The following is a 12,907-nucleotide window of genomic DNA, read 5'->3' on the forward strand; positions in this document are numbered from 1 at the left end:
CGGCGGCGCGCTTGGACGGGCTAACACAATGTCGCGCGCACTCGCCAGGCGCATGCGGACAGCAGGAGCAAACGCAGTATCCGCCTGGTCCATGCGGATCCGGGCACCGCCCGCAACCATGCGGTGGCTGCGCGGTCGTGTCGTCGGCTGCTCTCAGTGCGCCGGTTGGTAGCGGAAGGTCAGCAGATAATTGCGGCGTGGCTGGGCATACCAGCGTGCGGTTTCGTAGTGGCGGTCGAACACATTGTTGGCGGCAAATTGCACCTTCCAGTCCGCATTCACTGCATAACTCACGCGCAGATCCAGCAAGCCGTAGCCGGCCAACCGATCGGTATTGGCCAGATCGTCGTAGCGAGCACCCGAACCGAACAGGCTTGCGCCAATGCCGAATGCACCGATGCTGCGGTCGGCATCGATACGCCCGCTCTGGCGCGCACGCCGCGGCAACCAATTGCCATGATTGACTTCACCATCGGCCTGCGGCGCAAGCCAGGTCACTGCGCTGCGCACGGTCCAGCCGGCCAGCACGGTGTCGTAGCCGGCTTCCACGCCGCGGATGCGCGCCCGGTCGATATTGTTCGGCTGCCCGAACGGGTGCGTGGCATCCACCAACGACGCGTCGTAGGCGATGAGATCGTCGATACGGGTCTGGAACGCGCTGAGCGTCCAGGTGCCCCAATCGTAGCGACCGCGCAGACCGAGTTCGGCACTCTTGGAGGTTTCCGGCCCGAGCAGCGGGTTGCCGTAATCGGGGTAGTACAACTCGTTGAAGGTGGGCGCCTTGAACGCAGTGCCGTAGCTGGCCGTCAGGCGCAGATGCTCGGCAAAATCCCAACCCCACAGCAGGCTGCCGGTAGTCTTGCCGCCGAACTGGCTGTTGTCGTTGCGGCGCAGGCTGGCTTGCAGCGATTGACTGCCAAAAGTCTGCTGCCACTGCGCAAATGCGGCGCGGTCGATGCGGCTGTCGGCATTGTAATTGTCGCTGCTGGCGATGGCGTCCCGCTGCCAATCGAAGCCGACCGTGAGCAGACCGGGGCCGGTGTCGAGATCGGCCTGCAACGCACCCTGCTTGCGGCGGGTGTCGTAGGTCGACAGGTAGGCGCCTTGGTAATACGCATCGCTCAGATCGGCGCTGCTGCCCACGCTGGCAGTGAGCGTGAGCGCCTCGTTCGGCGCGTACCGCACGCGGCCGCCGATGGCCTGCTGCACGCCCTTGCCCAGATTGCCGCCGAATGCCGAACCGTCGTATTCGTTACGGCTCTGCGCGCGCACTGCATGCACATCGGCATCCCACTGGCGATTGAAACGCCAGCCGCCCTGCGCGCTCAACGAATCGTTGCGATAGCCGTCGCGGTCCGGGTCATAGGCGCTGGAGCTGGTATCCAGATACGCGTTGATACCGTCGGTTTCGTCGTGCACGGCGTTCACCGAATACCAACCACCGGCATCGCTCAGATCGCCCGGGCTGCGCCCGGCGATGCCCGCGCCGTAGCGGCGCGCGTTGTCGCTACCGGCCGCCACGCTCAAGGTCGGCACGACACTGCCTTGCGGGCGTCGGGTAAAGATCTGGATCACACCGCCCAGCGCTTCGGAGCCATACAGGCTGGAAAACGGGCCACGCACGATTTCGATGCGTTCGATCTGCTCGATCGGCACATCCTGCAGCGCCGCACCGCCGGCGGTCGCCGAGCCGATGCGCACGCCATCGATCAGCACCACCACCTGGTCGGCCTCGGTGCCGCGCAGGAACAGCGAGGTCGCCTTGCCGGGTCCGCCATTGTTGGCCAGCGACACGCCCGCTTCGCCGCGCAACAGGTCCTGCAGCGAATTGACCTGACGACGCTCGATCTGTGCGCGGTCGATCACCGTGACCGGTGCCAGGGCCTGGTCCTGGGTCTGTGCGGTGCGCGAGGCGGTGACCACGACTTGGTCCAGATCGATGGCGGCCTCGGCCTGAGCCGCAGTGGCAGCGCACAGCGACAGCCCGACGACGAGCACGGCACGACGCGGCGAAACGGAAGAAAGGGACATCAACTGCTGCTCCTGGAACCGCGCCAACCCGCGCGTGGGCAATCGGGCGGCAAGCAGCAACGGGCCAGGCGTCCGGCGCGCAGCGTCAGACGAGCAAGGCCACGCCCACCGCGTGCCGGGTCAATCCCTCAGGCCGGTCTCCGGGCTCGCGAGTGGAAGCTGGTGCTTCCGATGCCGCGCCTTCCCATGCGGCTGCACAGTGGCATGTTGCGGCACCTGGCCTCGCCCACCGTTGCGGGGGCAGCTCCGGAATTGCGCCTGGCCCAAGGCGACGCGCGCACCGGATTCCCGTTTAAACCACCGGCCAACCGGCAGTCACCTCAGGGGCGCGCATGGTAGCAGGATTGGCGCACCGCGCCGCCGAGATCGGCGGCGACGGCCAGAGGCACGTTCCAGCTCGACGTAGGAGCGCACCTGGGCGCGATGGGCGTTCCCGGTAAAGCCATCGCCCACGTGCGCTCCTACGCCGTGCGGGCCGCGTACTCAGTCCTTGGTAAACACCAGCCGCCCGCCGTCGGCGCGCACGCGCACGCTCTCGCCGCTGAGATACTGGCCGGACAGGATCTGCTGCGCCAACGGGTTCTCCACCTGCGACTGGATCGCGCGTTTGAGCGGGCGCGCGCCGTACACCGGATCGAAGCCGACATTGCCCAGCACCTCCAGCGCCGCATCGTCCAGGTCCAGCTTGAGTCCGCGCTCGGCCAGGCGTTTTTCCAGGCCTTGCAACTGGATGCGCGCAATCGACTTGATCTGCGCCTTGTCCAGCGGATGGAACACCACGATGTCGTCCAGCCGGTTGATGAACTCCGGGCGGAAGTGCGCCTGCACCACGCCCATCACCGCGGCCTTCATCTGCGTATACGCCTCGGCGCTATCGTCGCCGGACAGCTCCTGGATCTGGTGCGAGCCCAGGTTGGAGGTCATCACGATGACGGTATTGCGGAAGTCCACGGTGCGGCCCTGGCCATCGGTCAGGCGGCCATCGTCGAGTACCTGCAGCAGGATGTTGAATACATCCGGATGCGCCTTTTCCACTTCGTCCAGCAGGATCAGCGAATACGGACGACGACGCACGGCCTCGGTGAGGTAACCGCCCTCTTCGTAGCCCACATAGCCCGGAGGCGCGCCGATCAGGCGTGCGACCGAATGCTTCTCCATGAACTCGCTCATGTCGATGCGGATCATCGCCTCGGTGCTGTCGAACAGGAAATCCGCCAACGCCTTGCACAGCTCGGTCTTGCCCACGCCGGTGGGACCTAAGAACAGGAACGAGCCACTGGGGCGGTTCGGGTCGGACAGGCCGGCACGCGAGCGGCGCACCGCATCGGACACCACCTTGATCGCCTCGTTCTGACCGACCACGCGATGATGCAAGTCGTCTTCCATGCGCAACAACTTGTCGCGCTCGCCTTCGAGCATCTTGTTGACCGGAATGCCGGTCCAGCGCGACACCACTTCGGCGATTTCCTCGGCGGTCACGCGGTCCTGCACCAGCTTGAAATCGTGGTGTTCCACCTCGTTGGCCAGCAGCATCTGCTTTTCCAGTTGCGGCAGCACGCCGTACTGGATCTCGCTCATCTTGGCGTAGTCCTGGCGGCGCTGTGCGGCCTCCAGTTCCAGCTTTGCGTGCTCGATCTGCTCCTTGATCTTGGTGGTGCCCTGCAGCGCGGCCTTTTCCGACTTCCACACTTCATTGAGGTCGGAAAACTCGCGTTCGAGCTTGTCGATATCGCTTTCCAGATCGGCCAGGCGCTGCCGCGAGGCCTCGTCCTTTTCCTTCTTGAGCATCTCGCGCTGGATCTTGAGCTGGATCAGGCGGCGCTCCAGGCGGTCGAGTTCTTCGGGCTTGGAGTCGATCTCCATGCGGATACGCGAGGCCGCTTCGTCCATTAGGTCGATGGCCTTGTCCGGCAGCTGGCGGTCGGTGATGTAGCGGTTGGACAGCGTGGCCGCGGCCACGATGGCCGGGTCGGTGATCTCCACGCCGTGATGCACCGCGTAGCGCTCCTTCAGGCCGCGCAGGATCGCGATGGTGTCTTCCACCGTCGGCTCGCCCACGAACACTTTCTGGAAACGGCGCTCCAGTGCGGCGTCTTTTTCGATGTACTTGCGGTATTCGTCCAGCGTGGTGGCGCCGATGCAATGCAGCTCGCCGCGTGCCAGCGCCGGCTTGAGCATGTTGCCGGCATCCATCGCGCCATCGGCCTTGCCGGCCCCGACCATGGTGTGCAGCTCGTCGATGAACAGGATGATCTGGCCCTCGTTCTTCGACAGGTCGCTGAGCACGGCCTTCAGGCGCTCTTCGAATTCGCCGCGGAATTTGGCGCCGGCGATCAACGCGCCCATGTCCAGCGAGAGCACGCGCTTGCCGCGCAGGCCTTCGGGCACTTCGCCGTTGATGATGCGCTGGGCCAGGCCTTCGACAATGGCGGTCTTGCCCACGCCGGGCTCGCCGATCAGCACCGGGTTGTTCTTGGTGCGCCGTTGCAGCACCTGGATGGTGCGGCGGATTTCCTCGTCGCGGCCGATCACCGGATCGAGCTTGCCGCTCTCGGCGCGTGCGGTCAGGTCGATGGTGTATTTCTCCAGCGCCTGGCGCTGTTCTTCGGCGTTTTCAGACTGCACGGTTTCCCCGCCACGCAGCTTGTCGATGGCCGCTTCGATCTTCTTCTTGTCGCCACCGGCCGCGCGCAACGCCACGCCCAGCGGGCTGGCATCGTCGGCAGCGGCCAGCACGAACCACTCGCTGGCGATGAACGCGTCGCCATGTTGCTGGGCGAGCTTGTCGGTCTGGTTGAGCAGGCGATTGAGATCGTTGCCGATCGACAGATTGCCTTCCTGCCCGGACACCTTGGGCAGCGTGTCCAGCGCCTCGCCCAGGCGCTCGCGCAGCAGCGGCACGTTGACGCCGGCCTGCGACAGCAGCGGGCGCGTGCTGCCGCCGCTCTGGTCGAGCAGCGCGGCCAGCACGTGCACCGGCTCGATGATGTTGTGGTCGCGGCCCACAGCCAGCGACTGCGCGTCGGCCAGCGCCTGCTGGAACCGCGAGGTGAGCTTGTCCATCCGCATGGGAGATCCTCTGAACAGGTGGCCGGCACCGCCGGCGATACCGTGCAAATGCGGTTGGCGAGCGAGGTTTCAAGGTTTGCCGGTGCTGGAGATGCAAGCGGCCAGGCCGGCGCTGTCCAGGCGGGCTTGGCGAAGCGGTACGTGCAGATGGCTACGCAGGGGTGACGCACCCGCCAGCGACGCCGCGTGTCGCCCTGGGCGGTGGGTGAAACGGCGCGCAGGGGCCGGCATGGTCGCGGGAGCTGAGCCCCACACGCGCGGGGCTGGGATGCGTTGCAACGGCGAGACTTCCTGTGCCGTCGTCTCGCGGGGTGCCGCATGGCGCATCTGCGCCTTCGGGGCAGCTGGCTCCGGCACCTGTGTCGCGCCCAGCAGACGCGACAGCACCTGTGCCTGGATCGTCGCCAGCGCCGGCAGCCCGGGCGCACGCGGATGCGGCACGGGCCCGCCACACCCAGGCCGCCCTTGCCGTGATCGAGCACCACGATGCGATCGGCCAGCGCGCTCGCCTCGGCCACGTCGTGGGTGACCAACACCAACGCAAACCCGTGCTGCCGCCACAACCGCACGATTTGCTGCTGCATCACGATTAGCTGCTGCATCACGATACGGCTCGATGCATCCAGCGCCCCCAGCGGTTCGTCCAGCAGCAACAGCCGCGGCCGATGCACCAATGCACGTGCCAGCGCCACCGGCCGACGTTGGCCGCCCGACAGCGCGGACGGCCACGCGTTGCCGCGCATGCCCAGGCTCACCGCGTCCAGCGCCTGCGCCTGCGCACGACCGGCCCGGCGCCGCACGACTGGCGTGCAGGCAACAAGACCGGCTCGACCGAGCGATGCGATACGGCATGCTGTTTGCCGGCGCCCCAAGCGTCCAGTAACCAATGCTTAGGCGGTTAATCAGTCCCGGTGCGTTGGCGGTAGCGAATGCAACAAGCTCTGTCATGCATGCACGCTGCGCAATCGCGCATGAGTGGCGATAATGCGCCGATGGATGCTCCCAAGCCCTGGCACCTCTACCTGCTGCTATGTCGCAACGGCAGCTATTACGCCGGCATTACCAACGATCTGGAGCGGCGCTTCCAGGCCCATCTGCGTGGCACTGGTGCGCGTTACACGCGTGCCAATCCGCCCGTGCAGCTGCTCGCCAGCCACCGGTACCCCGACCGCGCCAGCGCTTCGCGCGCAGAGTGTGCGCTTAAGCGCCAGCCACGTGCGCGCAAGCTCGCCTGGCTGCAGGCACAACCGAACGGTGCGGAGTCACAACCTGCTGACGCATCGATCACGCGTGTCTAGCCATCGTTTTTCTACCCTGCAGCGCCCGACATGCGGAGCGGCGCATGCATTATCAGCTGTATTACTGGACCGGTCTGCAAGGCCGCGGCGAATTCGTGCGACTGGCACTGGAAGACGCCGGCGCGGCCTACACCGATGTCGCACGTATCCAGGGCGACGAGGTCATGACGGCGTTTTTGCAAGGCGAGCAGGTGGGCGCGCAGCCGTTCGCACCACCATTTCTCAAAGCCGGCGACGTGGTGGTGGCGCAGGTCGCGGCGATCCTGCACTTCATCGGGCCACAGCTGCAATTGGTGCCCGATTCGGAACCACAGCGGCTACAGGCGCTGCAATTGCAGCTGACCATCGCCGATCTGGTGGCCGAGGTGCACGATACGCACCACCCGATCGCAACCGGCCTGTATTACGAAGACCAACAAGCCGAAGCGGCCAAGCGTGCGCAGGACCTGCGTGAAAACCGCTTGCCCAAATTCCTGGGCTATTTCGAGCAGGTCCTGCAACAGGCTGGCGGCACGCACGTGCTCGGCACGCATTCGTACTTGGATCTATCGTTGTTCCAGTTGTTCAGTGGCCTGGAGTACATGTTCCCCAAACGCATGGCGAGGTTGGCAAAAAACTTGCCAGGACTGAAGGCGCTGCAGCGGCACGTGGCCCAACGGCCGCGCGTTGCGGCCTATCTGGCGTCCGAACGACGTGTGGCCTTCAATACCAACGGCATCTTCCGCCATTACCCGGAGCTGGATGCGGCATAGGCAGCGGCGGCGAAGGCGCTGCGGCCGGTCGCAACAGGCTGGCGCCGCATAAGGGTGCGGCGCGGCCCGCGGTGCTGATTGCTGCGAGCGATCACGCAACAACGCCACCTGATCCTGAGCGACGCGTGCAGCGTTACGTCGTGTACGTACGCACCCACCCAGGTGCGAAGGCCGCAGGTCGCCTGACATGCGGCGTTCGCTCTCCGGTAGTGGGAAGCCAGCGGCCTCAGCGCCCCTGCAGCAAGGCCGTGCGAATCCGCTGCAGTTGCGCCTTGACTGCAGCCGCTTGCGTCGGCCCCAGGCGCAGCAGTGCCTTCTGCCCCACCGACAGCGATTCCAGCGATGGGTCGACGAAGCGGTAGCGGCCACGGTCGTCGCGTTGCACGCCGATCGGCTGCGTCGGCTCAGGCGTGCGTAGCAAGTGGTCGATCACATCGATGACGCGGTCGTTGAAGTAACGATCCGGCGCGCCCAGATCCGCGTACGCCTGCTGAAACAGTGGATAGAAGCGCACATAGCTACGCGCCATGGCCTGCGCATCCACGCTGGTGAATGCGGCCACGTAAGGTGCATAGCGCGCCGCATTGGCCTGATCGAGCACCGGATGATCGCCTGCGCCGGCCACCTGCAACTCGCCAGGCACCGGCTGCAGCACCAAGGCACGGCGGCTGATGCTGGGTTGGGTGAGGTTGTCGATCATCACCACCACGCGTTCGATCAGGTGCTTGCGCAATACGATCGACAGCGCGTCATCGTCCTGCACCAACGCCAGCAGCGCTTGCCACGCGGCATCGTCGCTTTGCGCCAACGCAGGAATCGCAGCATCGGCAGCGTCGGCCGATGCTGCCGGCACCGGATGACGCGGCTCGCCACTGGCCGGCGTCGGCTGTGGGCTGACCGCAGCGGCCACGGCACTGGCGGTACGGCTGATGGGTGCAGGCAAGTTGCCCTGCGGATCGGGCGGGCCGCTGAACAGCCACCACGCGGCGCCAGCGATCAAGGGGACCGCCAACAACCACGGCCAGCGCGAGGATTTGCTTTGCATCGTGGAACTCCTGACATCGACAACATCCAGTGTGTGACCGTGGGATGCTGCGGTGGTTCCATCGATTTACGGTGTCGCTCGTTGAGCCGCTTGACGCTGGACGTGACGCACTACGCTCGCAACCATGGGAAACGCAGCGCCCGGCTCGCCGGCTGTCTCACCGTCGCGGGATTCTTGGCGGCATGAATGCCGCCAAGGAGCCACAGAGACGTACTTGCAGCGTGTCCTGCGATGGTGGGCGGGCAAGGGCCCTGCAGCGGAGAGGCAGAAGCTTCGCTGCGCGATCCACGCCGCTTAGCCGGCGAAATCCAATCGCGCGTTCACCCAAGCCGCGACAATTGCAGCGGCAACCTGTTCGGCCCGCCTGGCAGGCATACGCCTTCTTGCCAGCCAGGCGGCCGTCTCTGCGCGCACCTTCGGCAACAGCGCGCGCGCAGCGTTGCGCTCGGCTGCCGGCCAGTCGCTGTCGTCGCCGGACCACGCAGCAATCGCCTGCTCCGGATCGTTGCCGTAGCGCTTGCGCAACTCCGGCTGCAGATACAGTGCCGGCGACACGGCAGCCCGGAGCGCGATGATCTGCCACTCGGCGTAGCTGGCATAGCGAATGGTGCCTGCGTCCTTGCTCAAGGCTTCGATCAGTCCTGCGAATCCGTCATCCAGCTGTTTCCAGCTCGGTCGCGCGAACAGCCCACCGGGCGGCTCGCAGATCGGCGCGAAACTGTCGCGTGTCGAGCCATAGAGCGGGCCGAACGCCTCATAAGCCGGCTCGCCCACTGCAGCGAAGATGAAGCAATGCACATACGGCCGCTCGGAACGATCTTCGCGCTCGATCCACATGCGCAACAAGGTCAGCACACGCTGTTGCTGTTGCATGGCGGGCGCGCCTTCCACATCGTCGAGCAAGGATGCTGCGAAATCGTCGGTCTTGCGCAACGCCTTGCGTGCGCTTTCAAAACGCGCGCTCGCCAACGCCGCATCCACGCCAGCGGCAGGCACGAAGTCATGCAGATACGCCAGCCATGCCGATGCCAGCGGCGCGTCGTAGCCCTGCAACTGGCGCGCAGCGTCCGCTGGCGTTTTCGGGATGCTGGCGATGATGCGGTCCAGCGTTTGCTGCTGGGCGTCGAGTGTCTTGCCCAGCGCATCGACCCTGGTCTTCAGACTGCGTTGCAGGCAGGCATCCACCTTGGCGTCCTGCGCGCAGGCATTGCGCTGGCGCAACCAGGCGCGTTGCTGATCGCGCACTGCGGTGAGCGAGGCGCGCGGTGTGGTGTCCAGCACGCCGCGATAGGCCTCATCCAGCTGATCGTCCAGCTGGCCGAGCGCCGGCACCGCGCACAGCCGCTTTTCCACCGGCGTGCCCGCCTGCTTGCAGTCGAACGACGCCGACCATGCGGCGCCAGCGCTCAGCACCAAAGCGCCAGCCACAATGCTCTGCGCGACACGCATCCGATAACTCACTGCAACGCCTCCTTGCGCGCCGGCAGCAGCGACAGCAACAGCAGCGTCGCCGCCAGCGCCACGTAGGCACCGACGAACTGCCAGCTGATCACCCGCGCCAGGCCTTGCAGCGACCACGGCAGGTAGATGCCGCCGCGCGGGTCCACCGAGTGGATCAGGCCGAACAGGGTCAGCCCGGCAGCTACCAGCAGGAACGCCGCGCCGCGTCGCAAGCGGCCGTCGATCATCGCCGCCACCGTGGCGATCCACAGCATCGCGGTGATGATGAAGCCATTGCCCAGCGCGAAGATCACTGCCAGCTCCGGCAACCCGTGGCCATCGACCTTGGTGGTCAGCGCGACCAGCTGCTCCGGTGCAATCCAGCCCGGCGCCTTGATCGTCAGCAGGTACGCGACCGACGGCAGAAAGCCCAGCACCATCGCACCGGCATGCTGCCTGGGCGTGGCCTGGAATGCCTGGGTGGTGATGTCGATGGAGACATACACGATGATTGGCGCCAGCACGGCCAACGGCAGCCACTGCACCAAGCCGCTGATCACGCCAAGCATGCCGCCGATCCCGATGAACACCCCGGTCAGCAGCGTGTAACCGGAGCGCGCGCCCATGTGCTTGTACGCGGGCTGGCCGATGTAGGGCGTGGTCTGCGCAACGCCGCCGCAGACGCCGGCCACCAGCGTGGCCAAGGCTTCCACCAGCAGGATGTCGCGGGTGCGGTAATCGTCGCCGGCCGCGCGCGCGCTCTCGCTGACGTTGATGCCGCCCACCACCATCAACAAGCCGAACGGCAACAGCAACGGCAGGTACGCCACCGTGGCCGGCAGGCCGTCGATAAAGCCCAGCGTCGGCAGCGGCAGCACGATCTGCGGCGGATTCCACGCCGGCAAGGCGAAGCCGGGGGCACCCAATCCCGCCAGGCCAAGCCCGTAATACAACGCGGTGCCGATCACGAACGCCACCAGCACGCCGGGCAATTTGGTCGGCAGGCGGCCCTTGGCGAGCAGCACATACAGCAGCAGGCCCAAGGTAACGAAGCCGGCTACCGGCGAACGGAGCGTTTCCAGCAATGGCAGCAAGCCCATCAGCACCAGCGCGATACCGGCGATGGAACCGAGCAGGGCCGCCCGCGGCAGCGCGCGCGTCACCGCTTCGCCTGCGAAGGACAGCACCAGCTTGAGCAGGCCCATCACCACCAACGCGGCCATGCCCAGTTTCCAGGTGGCGATCGCGGCGGCCTGCGGGTCCAGCCCTTGCGCTTTGAAGCCGGCAAATGCCGGGCCGAGCACCAGCAGCGCCATGCCGATGCTGGTGGGCGCATCCAGACCCAGCGGCATGGCAGTGACGTCGTCGCGCCCGGTGCGTGCGGCCAGCCGCCGCGCCATCAGGGTGTACAGCAGGTTGCCCACCAGCACGCCGAACGCGGTGCCGGGGAACATGCGCTGGAACACGACGTCGGCCGGGAACTGGAAGATGCCGACCAGGGCCATGGCGATGAAGCCAAGGATGGACAGGTTGTCGACCACCAGGCCGAAGAAACCATTGAGATCGCCAGCGACGAACCAGCGCGGCGCAGCCGCAGGACGCGAAGAGGGAGCCGACATGAGAACCAGAGAAGCGTGGGGGTCGGCCGATGGTAGCCGCTGCATTGCGGGGACGACAGCGGCGCGGTGGATCAGAGCGTGTCGTGGCCAGGGGCCGTCTGGCTGTCCGTGAGCAAGCAGCCCGGCGCCATCGCCCGCTACTGCATCGCCGCATCCACCTCGATCCAGCCCACGCTGTCGCTGCGGCCGGCGCTGCGATAACGCACCTGCAGCCGCGTACCATCGGCGCTGACGTCCAGCGCATCGGCCTGATCGCCGCGCACCAGATAGCGTTTGGTGACGGTGGCCGTCGGCGTGGCGTACAGCGGCAAACGCCTCACATGTACGTGCAGTTGCACCGGCATCGGTTCCTCGAGCGTGGTACCGATTTCGCTTGCCACCTTGACGCCGCGCGGGTCGTACATCGGCCACACCGACAGCGGCATCCCATCCTCGCTTCCCGAATCCAGCAAGGCCTGGATCTGCGGCGACTCGATCCGCTGCTGCGTCCGCCAAACGTACAACCGCCCGCCAGCGTCGTAGCGGTAGACATCCGCATACCACATCGGCCCACCGCGGCAGGAACTGGTCAGGCTGCGCTGCTGTTGATCGGCAACCAGATTGAAGAATCCCTCGCACTGCACCGCCGGGCGCGTCGGTGCAGCGAGCGCATGAAAGCGGCGCTGTGCAGGATCGAACACAAAGACCCAGACCGCCTCGTTGACCTGACCCAGCATCGCCGACACCGCAAGATCCGGGCGCCCGTCGAAGTTGTAGTCGTCGCTGCGCAGCTGCACGTCGCCTTCGCCATCGTCCACATTCGCGTCGAACCACTGTTCGGCATCGCCGGGAGACAGCACCACATGCAGGCGCTGGCCGACCAAGGTGGCGGTCGCACGGGTCTGCGCATCCAGCGTCAGACGAAGGCTTGTGTCGTCTGACGCAGCGCCGAACGCCAGCCCGCCTGCCATCGCAACCAACAGTGCGCGGGCGGCGCGGACGGGCGACAAATGCAAGAAGCCAAGGCGCATGCGCAGCTGGCTCGAAGCGGTGCGCAGACACTCGCTCGCCGGCTGCGCACGCGATGCCCGCCAATGCATGAAGACGCGCGACATACGCCGATCGACGCTGGCGAGCGTGGCGGTCGGCAACTGCACGGACCTGTCGGTGCACAAGCCGGCCAGCGGACTCAGAACGACACCTCCACCGGCTGCCGCGACCACAGCACCGACTGGTGCCCGGTGGCCTGCTTCCAGGCCAGCCGGATCGCTTCGATGTCGTTGCGCCGTTGCGGGGTGTCCTCGTGCAGTATCACCAGCACCTTGGTGCCCAGCCGGTTCGGCTCCTTGGCGCCGCGGAACAACCATTGGCCGTAGGCGTCGAACACGGTCAGACCATCGGGAAAGCGCGGGGTCACTTCCTTGTCCAGAAACGCGCGCCATTGGGTTTCGTCGATGGTGCGGGTCTGCGGGCGGTCGGCCGGGCCGGATTCTTCGCCCACGCCGAAATACAACTCGCTGCGCACCCAACCCCGTGCCGCCGCCGGCCGCGCTGCATCGCCCTGCAGGCTGGCAGTGGTCGCGGTCGGCACGGTGCCGGGCGCGGTGGCGCAAGCGGTCAACGCCAGCATGGCGGCAAGCAGGCAAGACGGCAGCAACTTCATCGACTTCTCCA

Annotated in this window: 9 protein-coding genes, 1 pseudogene and 1 riboswitch; of the genes and pseudogenes, 2 read left to right on the forward strand and 8 right to left on the reverse strand. The window is 66.3% G+C overall.

Annotated elements, in window-relative coordinates:
* Positions 1-153: 153 nt before the first annotated feature.
* From btuB to LN450_RS23285, 3 genes and pseudogenes are all read right to left on the reverse strand, one after another.
* The gene (btuB, locus tag LN450_RS12690; RefSeq protein WP_011348314.1) at positions 154-2,031 is read right to left on the reverse strand and encodes a TonB-dependent vitamin B12 receptor; all 1,878 of its coding nucleotides are present in this window, start codon (positions 2,029-2,031) and stop codon (positions 154-156) included.
* Between the two features lie 114 nt (positions 2,032-2,145).
* A riboswitch (cobalamin riboswitch) is annotated at positions 2,146-2,369 on the reverse strand.
* Positions 2,370-2,514: 145 nt separating this feature from the next.
* Positions 2,515-5,100, reverse strand: a complete 2,586-nt coding sequence (gene clpB / locus LN450_RS12695; protein WP_011348315.1) for an ATP-dependent chaperone ClpB — start codon at positions 5,098-5,100, stop codon at positions 2,515-2,517.
* A 267-nt stretch (positions 5,101-5,367) separates the two neighbouring features.
* Positions 5,368-5,891: pseudogene (locus LN450_RS23285) on the reverse strand (ATP-binding cassette domain-containing protein); the annotation flags it as partial.
* A 180-nt stretch (positions 5,892-6,071) separates the two neighbouring features.
* On the opposite strand from LN450_RS23285, the gene LN450_RS12705 reads away from it, so the two are divergent.
* Positions 6,072-6,398, forward strand: a complete 327-nt coding sequence (locus LN450_RS12705) for a GIY-YIG nuclease family protein (RefSeq protein WP_039416464.1) — start codon at positions 6,072-6,074, stop codon at positions 6,396-6,398.
* 44 nt (positions 6,399-6,442) lie between these two features.
* Complete coding sequence (locus LN450_RS12710) at positions 6,443-7,150, forward strand: glutathione S-transferase (protein ID WP_011348318.1); 708 nt, start codon at positions 6,443-6,445, stop codon at positions 7,148-7,150.
* Between the two features lie 226 nt (positions 7,151-7,376).
* Here the strand turns inward: LN450_RS12710 and LN450_RS12715 are convergent, their stop codons facing one another.
* The 5 genes from LN450_RS12715 to LN450_RS12735 form a co-directional block, all read right to left on the reverse strand.
* Positions 7,377-8,195, reverse strand: coding sequence for a DUF3014 domain-containing protein (locus LN450_RS12715; protein ID WP_011348319.1), 819 nt, complete (start codon positions 8,193-8,195; stop codon positions 7,377-7,379).
* Positions 8,196-8,489: 294 nt separating this feature from the next.
* Positions 8,490-9,644: a lysozyme inhibitor LprI family protein gene (locus LN450_RS12720; protein ID WP_011348320.1), complete on the reverse strand. Its 1,155-nt coding sequence runs from the start codon at positions 9,642-9,644 to the stop codon at positions 8,490-8,492.
* An 8-nt stretch (positions 9,645-9,652) separates the two neighbouring features.
* The gene (locus tag LN450_RS12725) at positions 9,653-11,254 is read right to left on the reverse strand and encodes a SulP family inorganic anion transporter (RefSeq protein WP_039416445.1); all 1,602 of its coding nucleotides are present in this window, start codon (positions 11,252-11,254) and stop codon (positions 9,653-9,655) included.
* Positions 11,255-11,391: 137 nt separating this feature from the next.
* A complete protein-coding gene (locus LN450_RS12730; protein ID WP_011348322.1) occupies positions 11,392-12,456 on the reverse strand; it encodes an XAC2610-related protein in 1,065 nt (354 codons plus the stop codon).
* Complete coding sequence (locus tag LN450_RS12735; RefSeq protein WP_011348323.1) at positions 12,423-12,896, reverse strand: DUF3574 domain-containing protein; 474 nt, start codon at positions 12,894-12,896, stop codon at positions 12,423-12,425. The genes LN450_RS12730 and LN450_RS12735 overlap by 34 nt, the downstream gene beginning before the upstream one ends.
* Between the last annotated feature and the right edge of the window lie 11 nt (positions 12,897-12,907).

Source organism: Xanthomonas euvesicatoria pv. euvesicatoria, assembly GCF_020880415.1.
In the GTDB taxonomy this organism is placed as follows: domain Bacteria; phylum Pseudomonadota; class Gammaproteobacteria; order Xanthomonadales; family Xanthomonadaceae; genus Xanthomonas; species Xanthomonas euvesicatoria.

What these genes read in the sequence shown, in the direction of transcription:
- btuB (WP_011348314.1), bottom strand. Translation starts at nt 2,031, where the DNA reads ATGTCCCTTTCTTCCGTTTCGCCGCGTCGTGCCGTGCTCGTCGTCGGG.
- clpB (WP_011348315.1), bottom strand. Translation starts at nt 5,100, where the DNA reads ATGCGGATGGACAAGCTCACCTCGCGGTTCCAGCAGGCGCTGGCCGAC.
- LN450_RS12705 (WP_039416464.1), top strand. Translation starts at nt 6,072, where the DNA reads ATGAGTGGCGATAATGCGCCGATGGATGCTCCCAAGCCCTGGCACCTC.
- LN450_RS12710 (WP_011348318.1), top strand. Translation starts at nt 6,443, where the DNA reads ATGCATTATCAGCTGTATTACTGGACCGGTCTGCAAGGCCGCGGCGAA.
- LN450_RS12715 (WP_011348319.1), bottom strand. Translation starts at nt 8,195, where the DNA reads ATGCAAAGCAAATCCTCGCGCTGGCCGTGGTTGTTGGCGGTCCCCTTG.
- LN450_RS12720 (WP_011348320.1), bottom strand. Translation starts at nt 9,644, where the DNA reads ATGCGTGTCGCGCAGAGCATTGTGGCTGGCGCTTTGGTGCTGAGCGCT.
- LN450_RS12725 (WP_039416445.1), bottom strand. Translation starts at nt 11,254, where the DNA reads ATGTCGGCTCCCTCTTCGCGTCCTGCGGCTGCGCCGCGCTGGTTCGTC.
- LN450_RS12735 (WP_011348323.1), bottom strand. Translation starts at nt 12,896, where the DNA reads ATGAAGTTGCTGCCGTCTTGCCTGCTTGCCGCCATGCTGGCGTTGACC.